This is a genomic window from Actinoplanes sp. NPDC051411 (assembly GCF_040682075.1).
In the GTDB taxonomy this organism is placed as follows: domain Bacteria; phylum Actinomycetota; class Actinomycetes; order Mycobacteriales; family Micromonosporaceae; genus Actinoplanes.
Map to the genome: position 1 here is coordinate 35303 of NZ_JBFBAD010000071.1, position 19589 is coordinate 54891.

Annotated in this window: 17 protein-coding genes; 10 read left to right on the forward strand and 7 right to left on the reverse strand. The window is 69.0% G+C overall.

Annotated features, from left to right (window positions below; genetic code table 11):
• Positions 1-30: 30 nt before the first annotated feature.
• Entirely contained in the window at positions 31-921 is an 891-nt protein-coding gene (locus AB0M88_RS32920; RefSeq protein WP_364109309.1) for a LysR family transcriptional regulator, read from the forward strand.
• Here the strand turns inward: AB0M88_RS32920 and AB0M88_RS32925 are convergent.
• Positions 908-2074 (reverse strand): RtcB family protein, encoded by a 1167-nt coding sequence (locus tag AB0M88_RS32925; RefSeq protein ID WP_364109311.1) that lies wholly within the window; start codon positions 2072-2074, stop codon positions 908-910. The genes AB0M88_RS32920 and AB0M88_RS32925 overlap by 14 nt on opposite strands.
• A 124-nt stretch (positions 2075-2198) precedes the next feature.
• Positions 2199-3755, reverse strand: a complete 1557-nt coding sequence (locus AB0M88_RS32930) for an alpha-L-arabinofuranosidase B (protein WP_364109316.1) — start codon at positions 3753-3755, stop codon at positions 2199-2201.
• A 237-nt stretch (positions 3756-3992) separates the two neighbouring features.
• On the opposite strand from AB0M88_RS32930, the gene AB0M88_RS32935 reads away from it, so the two are divergent.
• The 7 genes from AB0M88_RS32935 (at position 3993) to AB0M88_RS32965 (ending at position 11173) form a co-directional block, all read left to right on the forward strand.
• Complete coding sequence (locus AB0M88_RS32935) at positions 3993-4808, forward strand: SAM-dependent methyltransferase (RefSeq protein ID WP_364109321.1); 816 nt, start codon at positions 3993-3995, stop codon at positions 4806-4808.
• Positions 4809-4855: 47 nt separating this feature from the next.
• Positions 4856-5197, forward strand: coding sequence for a hypothetical protein (locus tag AB0M88_RS32940; protein WP_364109324.1), 342 nt, complete (start codon positions 4856-4858; stop codon positions 5195-5197).
• Complete coding sequence (locus AB0M88_RS32945) at positions 5194-6123, forward strand: hypothetical protein (protein WP_364109326.1); 930 nt, start codon at positions 5194-5196, stop codon at positions 6121-6123. The genes AB0M88_RS32940 and AB0M88_RS32945 overlap by 4 nt, the downstream gene beginning before the upstream one ends.
• Before the next feature lie 80 nt (positions 6124-6203).
• Positions 6204-8180, forward strand: a complete 1977-nt coding sequence (thrS, locus tag AB0M88_RS32950) for a threonine--tRNA ligase (protein ID WP_364109328.1) — start codon at positions 6204-6206, stop codon at positions 8178-8180.
• A gap of 267 nt (positions 8181-8447) precedes the next feature.
• Entirely contained in the window at positions 8448-9338 is an 891-nt protein-coding gene (locus AB0M88_RS32955) for a hypothetical protein (protein ID WP_364109330.1), read from the forward strand.
• Complete coding sequence (locus AB0M88_RS32960) at positions 9328-9612, forward strand: hypothetical protein (protein ID WP_364109332.1); 285 nt, start codon at positions 9328-9330, stop codon at positions 9610-9612. Before AB0M88_RS32955 ends, AB0M88_RS32960 begins: the two co-directional genes overlap by 11 nt.
• A gap of 28 nt (positions 9613-9640) precedes the next feature.
• Positions 9641-11173, forward strand: coding sequence for a peptide-N4-asparagine amidase (locus AB0M88_RS32965; protein ID WP_364109334.1), 1533 nt, complete (start codon positions 9641-9643; stop codon positions 11171-11173).
• 25 nt (positions 11174-11198) lie between these two features.
• On the opposite strand, the gene AB0M88_RS32970 is transcribed toward AB0M88_RS32965, so the two are convergent.
• The 3 genes from AB0M88_RS32970 to AB0M88_RS32980 all read right to left on the reverse strand — a co-directional run bounded on the left by AB0M88_RS32970 (position 11199) and on the right by AB0M88_RS32980 (position 14897).
• On the reverse strand, positions 11199-11897 hold the full coding sequence (locus AB0M88_RS32970) for a nicotinamide mononucleotide transporter family protein (protein ID WP_364109348.1): 699 nt from the start codon (positions 11895-11897) through the stop codon (positions 11199-11201).
• A gap of 579 nt (positions 11898-12476) precedes the next feature.
• Positions 12477-13166 (reverse strand): hemerythrin domain-containing protein, encoded by a 690-nt coding sequence (locus AB0M88_RS32975; RefSeq protein ID WP_364109336.1) that lies wholly within the window; start codon positions 13164-13166, stop codon positions 12477-12479.
• Between the two features lie 405 nt (positions 13167-13571).
• Positions 13572-14897: an epoxide hydrolase family protein gene (locus AB0M88_RS32980; protein WP_364109338.1), complete on the reverse strand. Its 1326-nt coding sequence runs from the start codon at positions 14895-14897 to the stop codon at positions 13572-13574.
• Between the two features lie 714 nt (positions 14898-15611).
• Here AB0M88_RS32980 and AB0M88_RS32985 point away from each other — a divergent pair.
• Complete coding sequence (locus tag AB0M88_RS32985; RefSeq protein WP_364109340.1) at positions 15612-16847, forward strand: nucleotide disphospho-sugar-binding domain-containing protein; 1236 nt, start codon at positions 15612-15614, stop codon at positions 16845-16847.
• A gap of 53 nt (positions 16848-16900) precedes the next feature.
• Here AB0M88_RS32985 and AB0M88_RS32990 read toward each other — a convergent pair whose 3' ends face one another.
• Positions 16901-17983: an ATP-binding protein gene (locus AB0M88_RS32990; protein WP_364109342.1), complete on the reverse strand. Its 1083-nt coding sequence runs from the start codon at positions 17981-17983 to the stop codon at positions 16901-16903.
• The gene (locus AB0M88_RS32995) at positions 17980-18639 is read right to left on the reverse strand and encodes a response regulator transcription factor (protein ID WP_364109344.1); all 660 of its coding nucleotides are present in this window, start codon (positions 18637-18639) and stop codon (positions 17980-17982) included. Before AB0M88_RS32995 ends, AB0M88_RS32990 begins: the two co-directional genes overlap by 4 nt.
• 114 nt (positions 18640-18753) lie before the next feature.
• Here AB0M88_RS32995 and AB0M88_RS33000 point away from each other — a divergent pair, with 114 nt between their 5' ends.
• The gene (locus AB0M88_RS33000) at positions 18754-19497 is read left to right on the forward strand and encodes a trypsin-like serine protease (protein WP_364109346.1); all 744 of its coding nucleotides are present in this window, start codon (positions 18754-18756) and stop codon (positions 19495-19497) included.
• Positions 19498-19589: the final 92 nt, after the last annotated feature.

The window sequence follows — 19589 nt, forward strand, 5'->3', positions numbered from 1 at the left end:
CATCTGCATCGCAGATGGGACGGGTGAGAGATGGAATTACGCCAGCTCCGGCACTTCGTCGCGCTCGCCGAGACCGGGTCGATCACCCAGGCCGCGTCGCGCGAGCAGATCGTGCAGTCCGGGCTCTCCAACTCGATCCACGCCCTCGAGCGCAGCGTCGGCTCGCTGCTCTACGTGCGCGGCACCCGCCCGATCCGGCTGACCGACGCCGGCCAGGCGCTCCTCGGCCCGGCCCGGCAGATCCTGGCCGCGGCCGACGACGCCCGGGCCCGCGTCCGCGACACCAGCGCCGCCCTGACCGGCTCGCTGCGGGTCGGCGTCATGCAGTCGGCCGAATATCTGGTGCCTCTGGCGTCGACGCTGGCCGGCTTCGCCCGCGAGCACCCGGGCGTCGACCTGCACCTCGCCCAGAGCTCCGCGGTGTCCATGGTGGAGCAGGTCGAGGACGGCCGCCTGCACTGCGCGGTCGTGCCCGCGATGCCGGAGCGCCCGACCGCGCTCCGGATGATCGACCTGGCCGGCGAGGCCCTGACCCTGGTCTGCCCGCGTGACCATCCGCTGGCGACCCGGCCCGAGATCGCACTGAGAGACCTGGCCGGCGAGTGGTTCGTCGAGGTCCGGCCCGGCTGGTCGGCCCGCGGCCACAACGACGCCGCCTTCACCGCGCAGGGCCTGCGCCGGCGGATCCGCTGCGAGGTCAACGAGTGGCTGCTGATGGTCGAGCTGATCGCGGCCGGCCTGGGCATCGGTTTCGTCCCGGCCGGCCTCGACTATCCCGCGATGGCCGGACTGGTGCGCCGCGACGTGAGCGATCACCGCCCACGCCGCGACCTCCAGTTGGCTCTGCCGAGAGGCGAGGAACTCACGGCGACCGCCCGCGCCTTCGCCGAGCACCTGATGACAGCGGTCAGTCGCCCTTGACGTTGATCAGCTGGCGCAGCGTGTGCCGGATCTCGACCAGGTCACCGGCGTCCCGCATGACCACGTCGATCGGCTTGTAGGCCTGCGGGATCTCGTCGAGGAACGCGTCGGTGTCGCGGTATTCGATGCCCTTCATCGCCGTGCGCAGCTGCTCGCGGGTGAAGGTCCTGCGGGCCTTCGACCGCGAGAACTGGCGGCCAGCGCCGTGCGGCGACGAGTTGAGCGCGACCGGGTTGCCCTTGCCGGCGACCACATAGGATGCGTCGCCCATCGAGCCCGGGATCAGGCCCGGCCGGCCCTTCTCGGCGTTGATCGCACCCTTGCGGGACAACCACACCTTGCGCCCGAAGTGCTCCTCCTGCTCGGTGTAGTTGTGGTGGCACTGCACCCGCTCGAGCTCGCGCACCTCGCCGCCCACGAACTCGCCGAAGCACGCGATCACCCGGTCCATCATCTCGTCACGGTTGGCCAGCGCGAAGTCCTGTGCCCAGCGCAGCTGACGGATGTAGGTCCAGAACTCGTCGGTGCCCTCCGGCAGGTAGGCCAGGTCGGGATCGGGCAGGCTGATCCACCAGCGCTTCGCCGCCTCCTGCGCCACCTTGATGTGGTGCGAGGCGATCTTGTTGCCGACGCCGCGCGAGCCGGAGTGCAGGAAGAGCCAGACCGCGCCCTTCTCGTCCGCGGTCACCTCGATGAAGTGGTTGCCCGAACCGAGCGTGCCCAGCTGCAGCTCCCAGTTGCCGGCGTAGTGACCCGGATCGAACCCCGCGCGCTCGGCCTTGGCCTTGAGCTCACCGATGCGCTTGCCCGCCGTCTCGCTCACGGTGGTGTTGTAGACCCCGGCGCTGAGCGGAACCGCGTTCTCGATCGCGGCGCGCAGCGGGGCCAGGTCGTGCTTGAGCTCGTCCCGGTGGTACTGCGTGCGGACCGCGGCCATGCCGCAGCCGATGTCGACGCCGACCGCCGCCGGGATGATCGCGTGCAGCGTCGGGATGACCGAGCCGACCGTGGCGCCCTTGCCCAGGTGCGCGTCGGGCATGAGGGCGATGTGCGGGAAGATGAACGGCAGCCGTGAGGCCTTCTCCGCCTGGGTGCGGGTGTCGGCCTCGAGCAGGCTCGCCCAGTTGAGCAGACGGTTGTTGACCTTTTCCATGGCGCCTTCCTCCGTTGACTGGTGGCGCCACGCTAACGGTTCGAAATGGGCTTGCGCCGGCAATAAAGGAGACGCTGTGCCGGGGGCCGGGCACAGCGTCTCCGAATCGGGATCAGAAGAGAGGTCAGGGCGTCCAGGGCGAGCTGACGGCCCAGCTCACGTCGTCGGTCCACGAGGTCGCCGAGTCCCAGGCGTTGGAGCCGCCGTCACTCGCTACGTAGCCGATGTTGTTGTAGTGCCGGATGAAGTGGTCGGGAAAGTTGACCGACGAGAACGAGTTGCCCTGGCCGTTCAGGCCGGCCTGCGAGCAGAACGTCGCGTCCTGGGCGAACAGCGAGCTGCCGTCGTTGGGCTGGGCGTGCAGCACGTAGTTCTGATGCCGCAGATAGCTGCCCGTCGTGTTCTTCGACTCGAACGAATAGCAGGAGCTGTTGGCGAGGCCGGCCCGCACGACCCAGGTCGAGTTGCCCTTGTCGGTCGACGAGCTCGACGAGCTGACCACGATCGTGCCCACGTCGGTGCCCGAGTGGTCGAGGTAGCGGGTGGTGCAGCACGCGGTGGTCGCCCGCAGCGAGATGGACTGGCCCGGGGTCAGCGTGGTGCCGCCGGTCCCGCCACCGCCGCCGGTCGCGTTGGCGTACTTGGTGGCGACGATGTTGGCCTGGACGGAGTTCTCGGTCGCGTCCGACGGATAGCCGGAGGTCATCACGCCCTCGTAGAACGTGCCCTGCGCGCCCTTGCTGTTGTCACCGCCGATGCCGAGGATGATCGCGCCCTCCTTGTGCATCGGGTTGTAGCCCGACACGTTGGGCCGCACACCGTTGTAGAACGTCGAGACGCTGCCGGACTGCGCGTTGCCGCCCCGGATCGCCCACTTGTTCGGGCCGCCCTTGACCATCGCTGTCAGGTACCGGTTGGTGATCGTCGGGTCGCCCGAGTTGAGGTGCTGGTTGACGCCGGAGAACAGGCCGTTCTCCAGGTCGGCCATGATCCACGGGCCGTTGCCGGAGCCGTAGCCCCAGACCTTGATGTTGCCGAAGTAGATGGCCTCCATGTGGCCGTTGCCGGTGTCGTTGCTGCTGGTCTCGGCGTTGCCGTAGTCGAAGCAGCAGCCGCCGTTGTAGTGCGTGCCGTCGAAGATCGCGTACATGCCCTCGGCGGCGTCACCGGTCGCGATGCCCGAGGTGTGGTTGTTGCGGTAGCCGGTGCCCGGTGCGACGAACACGCCGTACACCTTGTGGCCATTGATCGACGTAGGCGCCGACGTCGCGTTGGCGAGGTTGTCGGGGCCGCCGGCGGCCCCGCCGGCCGGCGCCTGGGTGAGGTTGTTACCCCGCCCGGACTGGTCGTAGATGATCGTGATGACGCAGGTGGTGCCCGAGCAGAACGAGTCCTGCGCGGCCGAGTTGGCGTAGCTGCCGGCCGCGACCGGGCCGATGTTCAGCGTCGCGTTGTCGGACGAGCGGCGCACCTGGTAGAGCGAGCCGTTGTAGGAGCCGTAGAGCGCGCGGGTGGTGCTGTGCGCGGCGACGCAGGGGGTGCCGCCGGAGGCGTAGATGTCGCACGGCTGCGACGTCGCCGCCTGTGAGGTGCCCGAGCCGGTGAGGACTCCGGCGACGAGGGCGCCCGCGGCGGCGACGAGGAGAGCGGTGCTCCGCAGGCGTCGATTTCGAAGTGCCATTGCAAACCTTTCCGGTGCAGGGGGGATCGGCACTACTGACCGGTCGAACGGGCCCGCGCCCGGTGGATGGCGCGGGAACGCTCGTCTATGTGAACGTTAACATAGCGACCTCCGCGCTGAAACGCAACGGTCATATTTGGCAACGCTGAGCGATCTTCGATCGCCATGTGAGCGCTGCCGTACGGGCGGTTTGTCGGCTAAGGTGACGACAGTCGCTTGTGGACGGGGGTACGCAGAATGGGCGAACGTGGGGCACCGCCGGGCATCGACACCAGTCGCATGCACCCGGCCCGCCGATACGACTATTACCTGGGCGGCAAGGACAACTTCGAGGCCGACCGCGCCAACGCCGAGATGCTGGCCGAGGTCTATCCGGCCGCGCGCACCACGGCGGTCGAAAACCGCAGATTCCTGCGCCGGGCCGTCCACATGCTGGCCGCCGAGGCGGGCATCCGGCAGTTCCTCGACATCGGCACCGGGCTGCCGACCCGGCCCAACGTGCACGAGGTCGCGCAGGGGGTCGCGCCCGAGTCCCGGGTGGTCTATGTGGACAACGATCCGATAGTGCTGGTCCACGCCCGGGCCCTGCTGACCAGTTCGGCGGCCGGCCGCACGGCCTATGTCGACGCCGACCTCCGCAGTCCACAGGACGTCCTCGACGATCCCGACGTGCGGGGCACGCTCGATTTCAGCCGGCCGATCGCGCTGATGCTGGTCGCCGTCATGCACTTCATCACCGACGACATGAATCCCTACGGCATCGTCGAGAAGCTGGTCGGCGCGATGCCCCCGGGCAGTTACCTGGTGATGTCCAACGGCACGTTCGACCTGCTCCCGAGCGACGTGGCGGCCACGCTGGCGGCGGCGTTCGCGCGCAGCGGCGAGCCGACCGCGCCCCGCACCCGCGACGAGTTCGCCCGCTTCTTCCGCGGGCACGAACTGGTCGAGCCGGGCATCGTCCCGGTGGTCGAGTGGCGCCCCGACGACGACCCGGCCACCCGCCCGTCGCCGGCCGAGGCCGCGGTCTATGCCGGAGTGGCCCGGATTGCCTGAGGGGCATACGCTCGGTGCCCGGACGACTACGAACAGTGGAGATTCGGGTGGACGACGGCACGAGCATCGAGATTCCCCAGCTGATGGCCCTCGGCGACGACGTGGCCGAGGTCGGCGCCCGGCTCGCCCGCGCGGCCAGTGACATCGAAGGCTGGCGCGGCTCGGCCGCCGGCGCGGTCGAGGGCTCGGCCACCTGCGAAGTCCAGCTCGGCCTGATGGCCGACCACTGGCCCTCCTCGCTCGGGATGCTGGCCCGCGCGATCCAGGACCACGGGCGCGGCCTGCACCAGGCCGCCGCCGACTACCGCGGCGCCGACATGGTGGCCGGCGAGCGGATCGGGCGGGCCATCGCGCACCTTCAGCCGCCGGCCGGGGGCGCGCCCCGATGACGATGACGCTGGCCGGCCTGATGGCGGCCGACACTCCGAAGATCCGCGCGTTCGCCGATCACTACGAGCGGCTCGCCCACCAGATCGACGAGGCGGTCGGCGACCTCGGCACGGCCACCCGCGACCTGCCGAACTACTGGTCGGCCGGCCCCGGCTCGGCGGCGGCCTCGTCGGCGGCCGCCGACCTGCGCCGGCGGCTGTCCACGGCGTACGACCCGGTCAACTGGGGTGCCCAGGTGATCCGGCGCTTCGCCGACGACCTCGACCAATACCGCCAGATGGTGCACGGCGTGGTCGCCGAGGCCGAGGGCAAGGGCTTCCGGATCGACCTGGCCGCCGGCGCGGTCACCGGCACCGCCCCGCTCGCCGCGGGCGCGCCCATGATCGGGCTGCAGGCGGCCCAGGCGAGCGCCGACTACTACGCCCAGCTGCTCGCCGACCTCCTCGCCAAGGCCAACCAGAGCGACGCCGGGACCCGGCACCAGCTCTCCCAGGTCGACCCGGGCGGGGTCGAGCTGCAGACCGTGCCGTTCGCGCCCCAGCTGCCCACCAACGCCACCGCCGAGTCCTTCGCCCAAGGCACGCCGGCCGAGCTGGCCAAATGGTGGCAGGTGCTCGACCCGCTGACCCGCGAGCAGCTGGTCGAGAAATACCCCGGCGCGGTGGGCGCGGCCGAGGGCCTGCCGAGCCGCTACCGCGACGCCGCCAACCGCATCCTGCTCCAGCAGCGCCACGCCCAGCTGCTGGCCGAACAGCGGAAGCTGCCCGACGGCCCCGGCCTCCAGCGGGTGCAGATCGACCTGGTCGCCACCGAGCGGCTGCGGAAGGCGGACGGCTACCTGGTCGACTACCAGCCCGGCAAGGAGCAGCACACCCGGCTCAGCGCCGGCGACGACCCGAAGTGGGACGCACTCTGGGTGTTCTGACGGCGCCGATACGCGGGCGGATAGCATCGTCAACGGCCCTGGTGTCACCGGGTCTCGTCTGCGTATTAAGGAGAACGACCGTGTCCGACCCCCTCGTCGTCCCGGCCGGGACCACGGCGGCCGACGCGGTCGCCGCGGCCGGCCTGCCGACCAGCGGCCCCAAGGCGGTCGTCGTGGTCCGCGACGCCGCCGGCCGGCTGCGCGACCTCGACTGGAAGCCCGAGCTCGACACCGACGTGACCCCGGTCGCGATCGGCGAGCCGGACGGGCTCAACGTGCTGCGCCACTCGGCCGCCCACGTGCTGGCCCAGGCCGTGCAGGACGTGTTCCCCGAGGCCAAGCTCGGCATCGGCCCGCCGATCACCGACGGCTTCTACTACGACTTCGACGTGCCCAAGCCGTTCCAGCCCGACGACCTGAGCAAGCTCGAGAAGCGCATGCAGGAGATCGTCAAGGCGGGCCAGACGTTCCGCCGGCGCGAATACAAGTCGCTCGATGAAGCGAAGATCGAGCTGGCGAGTGAGCCCTACAAGCTGGAGCTGGTCGACCTCAAGGGCGACGTCGACGCCAACGAGGTGATGGAGGTCGGCCACGGCGAGCTGACCCACTACGACAACCTCGACAAGGACGGCAAGCGGGTCTGGGGCGACCTGTGCCGCGGCCCCCACCTGCCCAGCACCCGGTTCATCCCGGCGTTCAAGCTGATGCGGTCGGCCGCCGCCTACTGGCGTGGCTCCGAGAAAAACCCGCAGCTCCAGCGCATCTACGGAACGGCGTGGCCGTCGCGGGACGAGCTCAAGGCGTACCTCAACCGGCTCGCCGAGGCCGAGCGTCGCGACCACCGCAAGCTGGGCACGGAGCTCGATCTTTTCTCCTTCCCGGACGAGATCGGCTCGGGCCTGGTCGTCTTCCACCCGAAGGGTGGAGTGATCAAGCGGGAGATGGAGGACTACGTGCGGGCCCGCCACATCGAGGAGGGCTTCCAATATGTGGGCACCCCGCACATCACCAAGGAGGGCCTGTTCCACACCTCGGGCCACCTGCCGTACTACAAGGACACGATGTTCCCCCCGATGCAGCTGGAGGGGGCCGACTATTACCTCAAGGCGATGAACTGCCCGATGCACAACCTGATCTTCTCCTCGCGCGGGCGGTCCTACCGTGAGCTGCCGATGCGGCTGTTCGAGTTCGGCTCGGTCTACCGCTACGAGAAGTCGGGCGTGGTGCACGGCCTCACCCGGGTGCGCGGCCTGACCCAGGACGACTCGCACTCCTACGTGACCGCCGAGCAGGCCCCGGGCGAGATCAAGCACCTGCTCGACTTCGTTCGGTCGCTGCTGGACGACTTCGGCCTCGACGACTACTACCTCGAGCTGTCGACCCGCGATCCCAAGAGCGACAAGTTCATCGGCTCCGACGAGCAGTGGGCGGTCGCCACCAAGGTGCTCGAGGACGTCGCCGTCGAGTCCGGCCTCGACCTGGTGCCCGACCCGGGCGGCGCGGCGTTCTACGGCCCCAAGATCTCGGTGCAGGCGCGCGACGCGATCGGCCGCACCTGGCAGATGTCGACGATCCAATACGACTTCAACCAGCCGGCCCGGTTCGGCCTCGAATACCAGGCCGCCGACGGCACCCGGCAGGAGCCGGTGATGATCCACTCGGCCAAGTTCGGGTCGATCGAGCGCTTCTTCGGCGTGCTGGTCGAGCACTACGCGGGCGCGTTCCCGGCCTGGCTGGCCCCGATCCAGGTGGTCGGCATCCCGATCCGCGAGGAGCACGCCGACTACCTCTCGTCGTTCGTCGCTCGCCTGCGCAAGGAAGGCATCCGCGCCGAGGTCGACCACGGCGACGACCGGATGCAGAAGAAGATCCGCACCGCCCAGCAGCAGAAGATCCCGTTCATGGCGATCGCCGGCGACGACGACGTCAACGGCGGCACGGTCTCCTTCCGCTACCGCGACGGCTCCCAGCGCAACGGCGTCTCGATCGACGAGGCGGTCGCCCACGTGGTCGAGGTCGTGCGCTCGCGGGTCAACACCGGACCCTCCGCGGCCTGACGCTCTGCGGGCCGGGAGCGCTTCGGCGCTCCCGGCCTTTCCCGTACGCGGGTGAGCCGCGCCCGGCGATCGAACGTTGCACTCGCGCCATCGGCGGCCATCAGCCCATGCCCCGACTCGGCCGTGGCGGCCTACTCGTCGCGACGTCGATGACGGCCGGCCGACAGGCCTCACCGGCGGTGTGCCGTGTCAAGCGCTCACCATTGCTCAGTCTACCTTGACCTGATAATTTACCCCCAGATTTAGGGTAAAAAATCGGAGGCTAACTTGCTCGATGGGCTGACCCTGGGAGATCGGCTGTCACGTCCCGAGTTGCACGCTCGCTATGGCGGCAGGTTGCAGGCGGGCATCGGGCCATCGTCCAAGGTGGCCGCCGTCCTGTTCTTCGTGGCGTCATCGGCGAGGCGGCGGCCGGGGTACTGCGACGGCTGGGACGACGACGGCCTACTCAACTACGTCGGCGAGGGCCAGGTTGGGGATCAACGTCTCGCCCAGGGCAACAAGGCCATCCTCAACCATGTCGAGGACGGCCGGTCGTTGGAGGGCTTCCTCGCCGACGGCTCATCGGTCCTCTATCTCGGCGAGTTCCGGTTGGTCGACCACTACTTCACCGACGCGCCCGACCGGGATGGCGAACTGCGGCAAGTGGTGGTGTTCCGGCTCCGGCCGATGAGCACCGTCCCCGCAGAGATGCCAAAGACTCCCTTCACCCGCGATCTGGCCCCGCGGACGGAAGTCGTGCCGGTCGAGGAACGCAACACCGAGCGCGACTTCCTGGCCCTCAACCGGGAAGCCCAGGAGTCGCTACGCCGCGAGTCGAACTTGATCTATCGATATCGGGAGCACCTGCTCCGGCTCGGCCACGAGGTGTATCGGCTCCGGCTTCTGCCACCCGGGGAGACGAGAGCGCTGTACTGCGACCTCTGGGATCTCACGACCCGCACGCTGATCGAGGCGAAAGCCACGGTGAGCCGTGAGCATATGCGGATGGCCGTCGGTCAACTGCTGGATTACGCCCGCTATGCCAAGGCCGATCACCTGACCGTGCTGGTGCCGAGCCGGCCCAGACCCGACCTGCTCGATCTCCTGACCGCCGTACGCATTACGGCGGTGTATCCCCTCGGTGACGGCTGGGAGCAACTGCCGCATGGGCGCTAAGCACGGCCGGGGCACCAATCCCGTACTCATCGCCGCGATGTTCACCCCCATCGCAGGAGTGCCGACTGCCCTCGCGCTCAGAGGTTGCCTTTCGTACGTCGTTCTTGTGGCCACCGTGATGTCTCTGGCCGGCATGACCACCCTCGGAATGATGTGCCTCCGCGCGGACCGGCGTGTGGACGGTCTGGTCGATACGCAGGGCCGCGACAAGCCAGGCGTGCCGGCCGCACGACGGGCCGACCGGCCGCGCGAGCAGCTGGCCGATATCGACTGACTCCGTTCCGGATGGCATCCTGATCGGCATGCGTCGATCGATTGCCGTCGTGGCCGGACTCCTGCTGGCGCTGGCCGGTGCCCCGGCCGCCCACGCCGCGGCCCCGGTCCCCGTGTTCGGGTCGGACTGGGACAACCCGCGGACGGCCGCCCCGGCGATCGCCAAGCCGCCGACCCGGTCGTGCTCGACCACGATCGTCGACCACGCCTTCGACAACTACGACGTCTACGCCCAATCCTATGCGGCGCCCTGCCGCGGCCCGTGGGCCAAGGTGGTGCTCCGGCTCGACGGCTCGGTGGCGGGACGGCAGTACGACCGGTTGGGCTGGCTCACGATGGGCGGTGTCGAGATCTTCAAGACGTCGACGCCCGAACCGTCGCCGGACGGCATCCAGTGGTCGGTCGAGAAGGACGTCACGGCGTACTCGGCGCTGCTGGAACGGCCGCAGACCGTGAACATGTACCTGGGCAACACGGTCGACGACACGTACACCGGCGTGCTCAAGGTCAAAGTGACCTTGACCTTCTATGCCGCCGTTGGTCCTTCGGCCGTGGCCGATGATGTTCTGCCGCTGGCCGATCAGCACACCGACGGGCAGGACCTGGCCGGCACCGTGATCGTGCCGCGCGACACCGAGCGCCTGCTCGCCGAGGTGTACGCGACCGGGTCGGGCGGCGGCTGCGAGGAGTTCTGGTATCTCACCGCCCCGTCACCCACCGGCTACTCCTGCCCGGCCGATCCCGGCCCCTACCGCGAGGTGCAGGTGCTGGTCGACGGGCAGGTGGCCGGGATCGCGGCACCCTTCCCGCACGTCTACACGGGCGGCTGGTCCAACCCGTACCTCTGGTATGTCCTGCCCGCGCCGCGGGCCTTCGACATCCGGCCCATCACCTATGACCTCAGCCCGTTCCTGGGCCGACTCACCGACGGCGCCGCCCACGCGGTGTCGGTGCACGTCGTCGGTGTGCCGGCGGGCCAGGGCGGCTGGGACACCCCGATCAACTTCCTCGGCTGGCGCGACCCGAGCGGCAAGCGGGTGACCGGCGCGCTGGTCGGCGCGCACCTGAGCACGCTGACCGACGACGTCACGACCGGGCCCGGCCGCGTCGGCCTGCACGCCTCGCACACCTTCGTCGCCGGCGGCTATCTGCGCACGTCACATGGCCTCATCACCACGACGGTGAGTCAGCGGGTCGGCAACGACAGCATCCACTCCTGGGGCGACGGTGAGAACCCGGACGCGCTGACGGCCACCTGGACCGACGACGTCACCGGCGTGGTGGCCGGGCGATCCCGGTTCGCCGGGGTCACGCGCGTGGCCGACCGCTACGGCCTCGACGGCCGCATCACCGTGGACGCTGGCGACCGCCTGACGACCACGCTGACCGTGACCGACGCGGGTCTCGGCCGCAGCGACATCTACCGGGGCTCGGCAAGCTATCTGGCCGGCGCTCCCCGCGACCAGCGCCAGGCGAACGGCACCTCGGAGGAGCGCTACCGGCAGGGCCGCTACGACCGGACCGTCCGTACCCGGAACGGTTTTGTGGTAGAGCCTGATTAGGTGACGAGATCCGGCTCGGGCGATCCTAGGCGACCGTCTCGATGGCCGGGTCGGCCAGGCGGTGGGGGGCGATCGTGCGGGAGATGCCGAGCCAGACGATGAAGCCCCAGATCACGAAGGCGGCGTAGACGGCGTAGAGGATCGCCGACGGGTAATAGCTGAAGTGCAGCAGTTCCGGCACCCCGACCAGGTCGACGGCGATCCAGCAGAGCCAGAACTCGACCCAGCCGCGGGCCATCGCGTACGTGGCCAGCATCGAACCGACGAAGATCCACGAGTCGGCCAGGTAATACCACCAGGGCACCGGGAAGCCCGCCCCGACGGCCCGGAACACGAAATAGCAGATGACCACGGCGACCAGCGCGAGGGGGCCGTACAGCAAGCGCTGCCGATGGGTCGCCCAGCGCGGAGTGACCGCGATGCCGTGACTGCGCCGCCGGTTGCTCTGCCACCGCCACCAGCCGTAGACACTGGTGATCAGGAAGAACACCTGCCGGGACGCCTGGCCGTAGAGCGGGGTTCCCTGATCATTGCCAGCAGCCTGTCCTATGAACACGGTGAACAGCAGCACGTTGCCGAGGATGCCGACCGGCCACGCCCAGGCGCTGCGGCGCAGGCCGAACAGCGCCGACCCGAGGCCGAACGCGTTGCCGACGATCTCCCGGTAGTAGATCGCCTGGTCGCTGGTGACCTGCCACTTCGCGGCGTAGAACGTCGTCAGCAGGTGATTGAGCCAAGTCACGGTTCATGGTAGATCGGCCGACGTTTCTCGCGCGTTACTCCGCGTCACACCTCGGGCATGATGGTGACGTGACGCACGGCCAGAGCTCTTCGTGGCTCTACGACAACGGCCGGGTGGTGTGCCGGCGGCGGCTTTGACGGTGGACAGATCGCGGCTGATCTGGGCCCAGCGAAGCCCGGACGCGGCGGCGAGCGCGCGGTGGGCGGCGGCGCGCCCTCCCGTGAGGTGGTCGGCATGCAGATGCAGCGCGGCCAAGCGAGTGGCGCAGAGCGCGACAGCGCGTGCGCGGTGGCTGCTGGCCGCGGTCGGCGCGATAACCCGGTGTACCTGATCCCTAGTCGGTCGCGGAAGAACTTCCCGAAATGGGCCCTGCGACGACCGTGATAACTTCGGTCGGATCCGGGTGCCGCCTACGGCGCCGCCCGAAGGCGCCTTCTCTGGCCGCGACTCGCGGTGAGCGCTTCGATGGCGACGATGCCACCCTGGACAAACGGCCGGCGACTTCGCCTTCGTGCCGCCCCGACCCGCAGTCGACCTGGGGCGCCTTGGCCGACGACTGAATCATCCGGCCCTGAAGTGCCGTGGTGCTGCCGTCCCGTGGACGGCCTGTGCGTACTTGGCATAGCTACGTCGGGCGAGGTGCGAAAACACTGGCCACAGCAATGCGGGAACGTTCGTCCTCATCATCCGTTGCGTCACATCGTCGGCGTCGTAGAGCATCATGCCGAAGACCAGCGGTAGCTGCTTTTTCGGGATGGTTGCCGCTTCGCCTCCGACGACCGCCTTCCACTCACCCTCGGTGAGGTAGGTGTCGATAAGGGGAAGCACCTTCGATTCCTCGAGGTCCAGATGCTCGGCGAGCGGCACCAGGAGCGCTTCGGCATGCCTCGCCACGGCTTCGCGGTCGGCGGTGGTTGCAGTGAGCCCCCACTGTCGCGCGCTGGACTTGATGTCTTCGAGTGCCCGGTCGAGGTGTGCGTGTTGCTCTTCCATTGTGGTCACGAGCTTCTGCGTCTCGTCTGGGCAGCGCCTGTGCAGCAGCGGCCAGACGCCGGTGTCCTCCCCGCGGTGGTGGTGGTGCATCAGATCCACCAGGAACTCGGCGTGCGCGGCGATAGTGGCGGCATCGGCCTTGTCTCCGGCCGTGACGCGGCGGACGACGAGAGGCAAGTCTCTGAACTCTCGCCGGAAACAAACATGTGCCCCGATCATGTCGCGGCTGTCGGCCATTCGCGTGTTCGTGGTTCCCATGGTCTTCCTTGTTGTTGGTCTTTCAAGACTTGCGAAGTATCGCCCCGGCCCAGTTCGCTCAACATGGTTGAGATTCGCCACCCAACGGGGTGAACTTTGTGGAGATCGGCGCCTCCGTGCGGGCCGCTGGGCGGTTCCGCGGCGATGCCGTCACGGCGAATCACCGCCGTTTTTGGCCGGCTGATCGCTGTCGGTGAGACCGCTCGGCACTGATCGGGTGTTCTGCGGTTGGCAGCCAAGCGGCCACCGCGGAGACACTGCCGGCTGAGGCAGGGTTCAGGCAGGCACTGGGCCTGGCTCGCCGACGTAAGCACCGACAGTGAGCTCGACGCCGGCGCAAGGCGCGGAAGGCCATGATCACGAAAGACGGCAGCCCCGGCACGGCGGCCGGGGGCGTCGGCACGGTCAGCGCAGGTAACGGAACGCCGCGCGGACCTCGTCGGTGAACAGGCCGGGCTCCTCCCAGGCGGCGAAGTGGCCGCCCCGGGCGGGCTGGTTGTAGTAGTTCAGCGTCGGGTAGCTGCTCTCCACCCAGCTCTTCGGCGCTTGGAAGATCTCGCCGGGGAAGGCACTGAACCCGACCGGCAGCTTCACCGGCGGCGCGGGCACGCTACCGCCGGCGACGCGCGCCCGGAAGCTCTCCCAGTACACCCGGGCGGCCGAGACACCGGTGCCAGTCAGCCAGTAGAGCGTGATGTTGTCGAGAATGTGGTCGCGGGTGAGGTTGCCTGACGGGGTGCCCCCGAGGAACGTACGCGAAATCTTCGTGTAGCTGTCTGTGTCGTGGTCGAGCATCCAGGCCGCGAGGGCGGCCGGGGAGTCGGACAACGCGTAACCGATGGTCTCCGGCCGGGTCGATTGCTCCAGTAGATAGGCGTTACCGGTGAGGTTGAAGGTGGCGAGCGCCGCGGCGGCGGCCTTCTCCTCGGCAGTGCCGGTCGGAACCGGGGCGCCGTGCAACGCGTCGACGAGCAGGTTCAGGTGGATGCCGAGCAACCCGTCAGGTCCCAGGCGGCCCAGAGAGTCGGTGACGCCCGCGCCGACGTCGCCGCCCTGGGCCACGTAGCGGGTGTAGCCGAGGCGCCGCATCAGTTCGATCCAGGCGTTCGCGATACGGGTGATTTCCCAGCCGGTCTCGGTCGGCGCGCCGGAGAAGCCGAAACCAGGTATCGACGGCACCACGAGGTGGAAGGCGTCGGATGCCTTGCCGCCGTGCGCGGTTGGGTTGGTCAGCGGACCGACGGCGTCGAGCATTTCGACGAACGACCCGGGCCAGCCGTGCGTCACGAGCAGCGGGAGCGCATCGCGGTGCGGCGAGCGCACGTGGACGAAGTGGATGTCGACACCGTCGATCTCGGTCTTGAACTGCGGCAGCCGGTTGAGCTTCTCCTCGAATCGGCGCCAGTCGTACCTGGTAGTCCAGTATTTCGCGAGAGCCTTGGCCGCAGCCAGCTGTACGCCCTGCGAGCGGTCCGTGACGAGTTCCCGGCTGGGCCATCGGGTGCCACCGACTCGGTGGCGCAGCGCGGTGAGCTCCGCGTTGGGAATCGACACCCCGAACGGGCGGATCGTGGTCGTGCCGCCTCGCGAGCCGGAGCGGCCGGGCATTCCGGTGGCTGCGGCGGCCGTTGTGGCCCCGAGCGCACCGGTGGCGCCGACCGCGAGGCCCGCGGCGACACCGCCGGCCAGCACAGTCCGCCGAGTGGGCCCGGAGGCCGAGGATGAGCGCATGGGTCTTCCCTCCGTGGTCCGTTTGGCCCGAAGTATGCCCAGACGCCTGCCTCCGATGACCCCGGGTAAGTCCCTGGTTGAGCACTCCCGGGGTCGCCGGCTCACCAGGCGGCCGGCTGATGGGCTCGCGGAAGCAAGCCGTAGACCTCCTCACCGCGTTCGCCGTGAACGATCGGGTTTTACGCACTTCCTGCTCAACGGCGGCGCACTCCGTTCTCAAGAAGCGCTGAGCGATCGCATCGGGCACTCCCTGAGCGCGGCACTGCCGAGGATTTAGCGCTGCATGGGCATCGCTTCGCGCCGGAGATGATGCCGATGCCGCGGACGGGAGTCTTGTACGAATCTGCGATCTGCCCGCCGGAGGTGCCTCGGATGCCGTTGTCAGCATGGCGCCAGACGAACTCTCTGGGCCGCGATGTCGTTGAACAGCACAGATGGGCTGCGGGACAGACGTTCACCCGATCTCTCTGACGAGTTCTCGGGCTGTGAGACGGCTCACGGTGGAGAACCCGACGGGGCAGTCTCCCGTCGTGTCGAAGCCGCGCCGATCGCACATCTGGGCGATCACGTCGTCGTACTCCGGCAGGTGGTGACGGTGTTCGTACCCATTCCCAGGTACCGGGCCTGAACAGTCCGCGAAGGATCGAGAAGTGAATGCCAAGAGTCCTCGTCTGCAGTAACCCCGTTGGCGGCCACGTGGCGCCCCTGCTCGCAGTGGCGCGCGACCTGTCCGGCCGGGGCCATCAAGTGATCTTCTACAGCGGCGCCCAATTCGAGGAACGGGTACAGGCCACCGGGGTCGGATTCCGCGCGTTTCCGGAGAGCGTCGACTTCGACTTCCGGGACCTCGACACTCATTTCCCCGAGCGGGCGGCGCTGCCACCGGGACGGGCTCGCGCGGCCTTCGAGCTCAAGGAAATAGCCATCAAATCGATCCCCAGCCACGTGCGCCGTCTCCAGGAAATTCTCGCGGCGTTTCCGGCGGACGTGCTCATCAGCGAGCAGACCTTCTTCGCTCCGTTGGCAGCGGTCCGGGCGGCGTCTCGAGAGGTACGGCCGAGGTTGGTAACACTCGGAATCTTCAGCCCGATGTTCCAGAGCGTCGACACCGCGCCGCACGGCGCTGCCGCAGCGCCGATGCCCGGGCCGGACGGAGTGATGCGCAACGTTGCCCTGAACGCTGAAGCCAGGCGCAACTTCGCCGAGATACAGGCCGTTGCGAACGCGGCCTTCACTTCGGCCGGAAGCCACCTCGACGGCTACCTGTTCGACACGGTGCTCAGGCACAGCGACTACTACCTGCAGCTGACTGTGCCCGGTTTCGAATACCCGCGAAGCGATGCCCCGTCGCATTTCCGCTTCATCGGAGCGATCCCACCGGCTCTCGGGGCGGCCACCTACGAGTTGCCACCCTGGTGGCCGGAACTGTCTCAGCAGCGTCCGGTTGTCGCACTGACCCAGGGCACCTTCGCCAACGCGGACTTCACCGAACTGTTGGCACCGGCGATTCGCGGCCTGGCTGACCTCGACGTCCTGGTGGTCGCGGCAACGGCACGCGAGGATGGCCCGGAAATGCTCCGGCAGGCGGTCGGTGAGACGCCGGACAATGTCCGCGTTGCTGGGTTCGTTCCGTTCGACCGGCTGCTGCCGCTGTCGGATGTACTGGTCACCAATGGCGGCTACGGCGGCGTGCAGGTCGCGCTGCAGTATGGTGTGCCGATTGTCGCCGCTGGGGCCGGTGAGGACAAGCCCGAGGTCGGCGCGAGGGTCGAGTGGAGTGGCGTCGGCATGAACCTACGGACCGGTACCCCACGCTCCAGCGAGGTGCGGGAGGCAGTTCGAACCATCGTCGGCGATTCGAGGTATCGGAGCCGGGCGCAGGCCCTGCGCAAGGAGTTCGGCGAGTATCAGCCGTTCGACGCCATCGCGGCGGTTGTCGAGGCCGGCTGAACAGGGGAGCCCGAGGCCCGGCCTGCACGGTGGTCCGGGACGCCCCCGACAAGCTAGGCGTCCGGTAAGGAGACCTCGAGCCGCAGGCCGTCGCGGCCGGTGGACGACGCGGCGATGGTGCCGTCGTGGGCGCGGGTGATCGAGCGGGCGATCGCCAGGCCGAGGCCGGCGCCTCCACTGTGGTCGGTCCGGGTGGCCGAGCGGCGGCGGAACGGCTCGAAAAGAGCCGGGATCTCGTCGGCCGGGATGTCGTCGCCGGTGTTCACCACGGTCAGGGCGGGCTGGTTCCCGACCCGTACGTCGATCGTGCCGTCCGGGCGGTTGTATTTGACCGCGTTCTGCACCAGGTTGGTGACCAAGCGTTCCAGCAGCACCTGCTCGCCCAGCACCACCCGCGGCTGCAATTCGGTGGTGACGGTGAGGCCCGCCTCCTCGGCGCGCTTACGATGGGCATCGACGACCGCCTCGGTGATGAGATCCAGCCGCAGCCGCGACCAGGACATCAGCCCGCGGTCACTCTCACTGAGCACCAGCAGCCCTTCGATCAGGCGCTCGTTGCGCTCGTTGGTCGCCAGCAGCTGGGCGGTCAGCAGCGACAGCTGTTCGGCGGTCAACGTGTGGGCCATGCCGACCTCGATCAGGGTGCGCTGCACGGCGAGCGGCGTGCGCAGTTCGTGCGACGCGTCGGCGGCGAAGCGGCGCTGCGCCTCGTAGCCGACCGCGATGCGGTCCAGCATCTCGTCGATCGCGCGCCCGAGCGTGGCCAGCTCGTCGCGGCCCGGCCCCGGCCGCAGCCGGTGGCCGAGGTTCTGCGGCCCGACGTCCGCGATCAGTGGGACCAGGTCGCGAAGCGGCCGCAGGCACCAGCGGATCGCCGGGACAGCGCAGGCGACCAGGACGGCCAGGACCAGAGCCTCCGTCAGTGTCCGCGGGATGCTCGGGTGCCGGAACACCTGCACGCAGACGAACGGGGTGTCGGTGTCGGGCGCCCGATGCGCCGGCACGGTGCACCAGGACGGCCCGAGCTCGCGCCACATCATGACCACCTGGCCGGCCAGGAACGGCACGAACTGGGCGGCGATCAGGATGACCGCGCCGACCAGCAGCATCCGTCGGGCCGGGGAGCCGATCCTCATGAGCCGAGCCGGTAGCCGACCCGGGGCACCGTGTGGATCAGCGGCGGGTCGCCGAGCTTGCGGCGCAACGTCATGATCGTCACCCGGACCGTGTTGGTGAACGGATCCGCGTTCTCGTCCCAGGCCTGTTCCAGCAGTTCCTCGGCGCTCACCACGCGGCCGCCGGCCCGCAACAGCACGTGCAGGACGGCGAACTCCTTGGGCGACAGCGACAGCATCAGCCCGTCGCGGGCCGCGGTGTGCCGGGTGATGTCCAGAACCACGCCGTCCTGTTCCAGCACCGGCGGCAGCGGCGGGCTCGAACGCCGGGACAGCGCCTGCAGGCGCGCCACCAACTCGGCGAAGGCGAACGGCTTGGTCAGATAGTCGTCCGCGCCCAGCCCGAGGCCCTCCACGCGGTCCCGGATGCCGACCGCGGCGGTCAGCATCAGCACCCGGGTGCCGACACCCGAGCCGGTGATCTGGCGGCAGATGTCGTCACCGCTGCGCCCGGGCATGTCACGGTCGAGCACGGCCACGTCGTAACGGTTGACGCCCAGCCGCTCCACGGCGCTGTCACCGTCATAGACCACGTCGACCGCCATGGCGAACCGGCGCAGTCCCTCGGCCACCGTGTCGGCCAGCATCCGCTCGTCCTCGGCCACCAGCACCCGCACGCCGCGTCCTCCGTTCCGTGTCGAGCATCGGGGCCAGACTGACAAACCTCGGATAAAGCTTTCATAAGTACGCCGTTGACGGCCCTCAGACGGCCCGATCCGCACCATGCCACTATGCCTCGCGCCCTGACGAACGTGCTCACCGTCACGCTGATAGTGCTGGCTGTGACCGTCGCACCCATCGCCGCACGGCCGGCGTCGGCGATCGCCTACGGCGAGAACGCACCCGACGGCGACTACCGCTTCTCGGTCCGGCTGACCATGACCGGCATCCCGACCGCCGGCCACGGAACGCGGGACAGCTGGTGTTCCGGCGCGCTGATCGCACCTCGCTGGGTCATCACGGCCGGCCACTGTTTCCGCGACGCCGACGATCAGCGGGTTAGCCGGCCGGTGGCGCGGCGGACCACGGCCACGGTCGGGCGCGCGGATCTCGGCCGGCCGGGCGGCCACGTGGTCGACGTCGTCGCGGTGCGCCAGTCGCCGACCGCCGACGTCTCCCTGGCCGAACTTCGCACCCCGATCACCGACATCGAACCCCTGTCAGTCGGCGATGCGCCGCCGGTCACCGGCGAGACCGTACGCCTGACCGGCTACGGCCTGGCCGACTCCGGATCCACGACCCCGCAACGTCTGCAGACCGGTGAATTCGTAGTCGACCAGGTCCACCCTTCAACTCTCGACATCTCGGGCCGCGCTCCACGTCAGGACACCAGCGCATGCCCACACGACTCGGGTGGCCCGTATTTTCACGAGCGACCGCACGGAACGCCGACCTTGGTGGGCGTGGTCAGCACCGGGCCAAGCTGCCCGCACGAGGGTCCCGACTTCAGCGCCCGCACCGATAACGTGGCCTGAGCTTCCCCCAGTTTTCCGGACACCTGAGGTGAGGTGGATGACGGCTTCCAGGAAGGATGTCGTGTCATGCCTGCTCCTCACCCTGTCGAGTT

Excerpts from the sequence above, each read along its gene's own strand:
- AB0M88_RS32960 (WP_364109332.1), top strand. The coding sequence starts at position 9,328 with ATGGGCGCTAAGCACGGCCGGGGCACCAATCCCGTACTCATCGCCGCG.
- AB0M88_RS32935 (WP_364109321.1), top strand. The coding sequence starts at position 3,993 with ATGGGCGAACGTGGGGCACCGCCGGGCATCGACACCAGTCGCATGCAC.
- AB0M88_RS32980 (WP_364109338.1), bottom strand. The coding sequence starts at position 14,897 with ATGCGCTCATCCTCGGCCTCCGGGCCCACTCGGCGGACTGTGCTGGCC.
- AB0M88_RS32920 (WP_364109309.1), top strand. The coding sequence starts at position 31 with ATGGAATTACGCCAGCTCCGGCACTTCGTCGCGCTCGCCGAGACCGGG.
- AB0M88_RS32990 (WP_364109342.1), bottom strand. The coding sequence starts at position 17,983 with ATGAGGATCGGCTCCCCGGCCCGACGGATGCTGCTGGTCGGCGCGGTC.
- AB0M88_RS33000 (WP_364109346.1), top strand. The coding sequence starts at position 18,754 with ATGCCTCGCGCCCTGACGAACGTGCTCACCGTCACGCTGATAGTGCTG.
- AB0M88_RS32975 (WP_364109336.1), bottom strand. The coding sequence starts at position 13,166 with ATGGGAACCACGAACACGCGAATGGCCGACAGCCGCGACATGATCGGG.
- AB0M88_RS32930 (WP_364109316.1), bottom strand. The coding sequence starts at position 3,755 with ATGGCACTTCGAAATCGACGCCTGCGGAGCACCGCTCTCCTCGTCGCC.
- AB0M88_RS32965 (WP_364109334.1), top strand. The coding sequence starts at position 9,641 with ATGCGTCGATCGATTGCCGTCGTGGCCGGACTCCTGCTGGCGCTGGCC.
- AB0M88_RS32945 (WP_364109326.1), top strand. The coding sequence starts at position 5,194 with ATGACGATGACGCTGGCCGGCCTGATGGCGGCCGACACTCCGAAGATC.
- AB0M88_RS32925 (WP_364109311.1), bottom strand. The coding sequence starts at position 2,074 with ATGGAAAAGGTCAACAACCGTCTGCTCAACTGGGCGAGCCTGCTCGAG.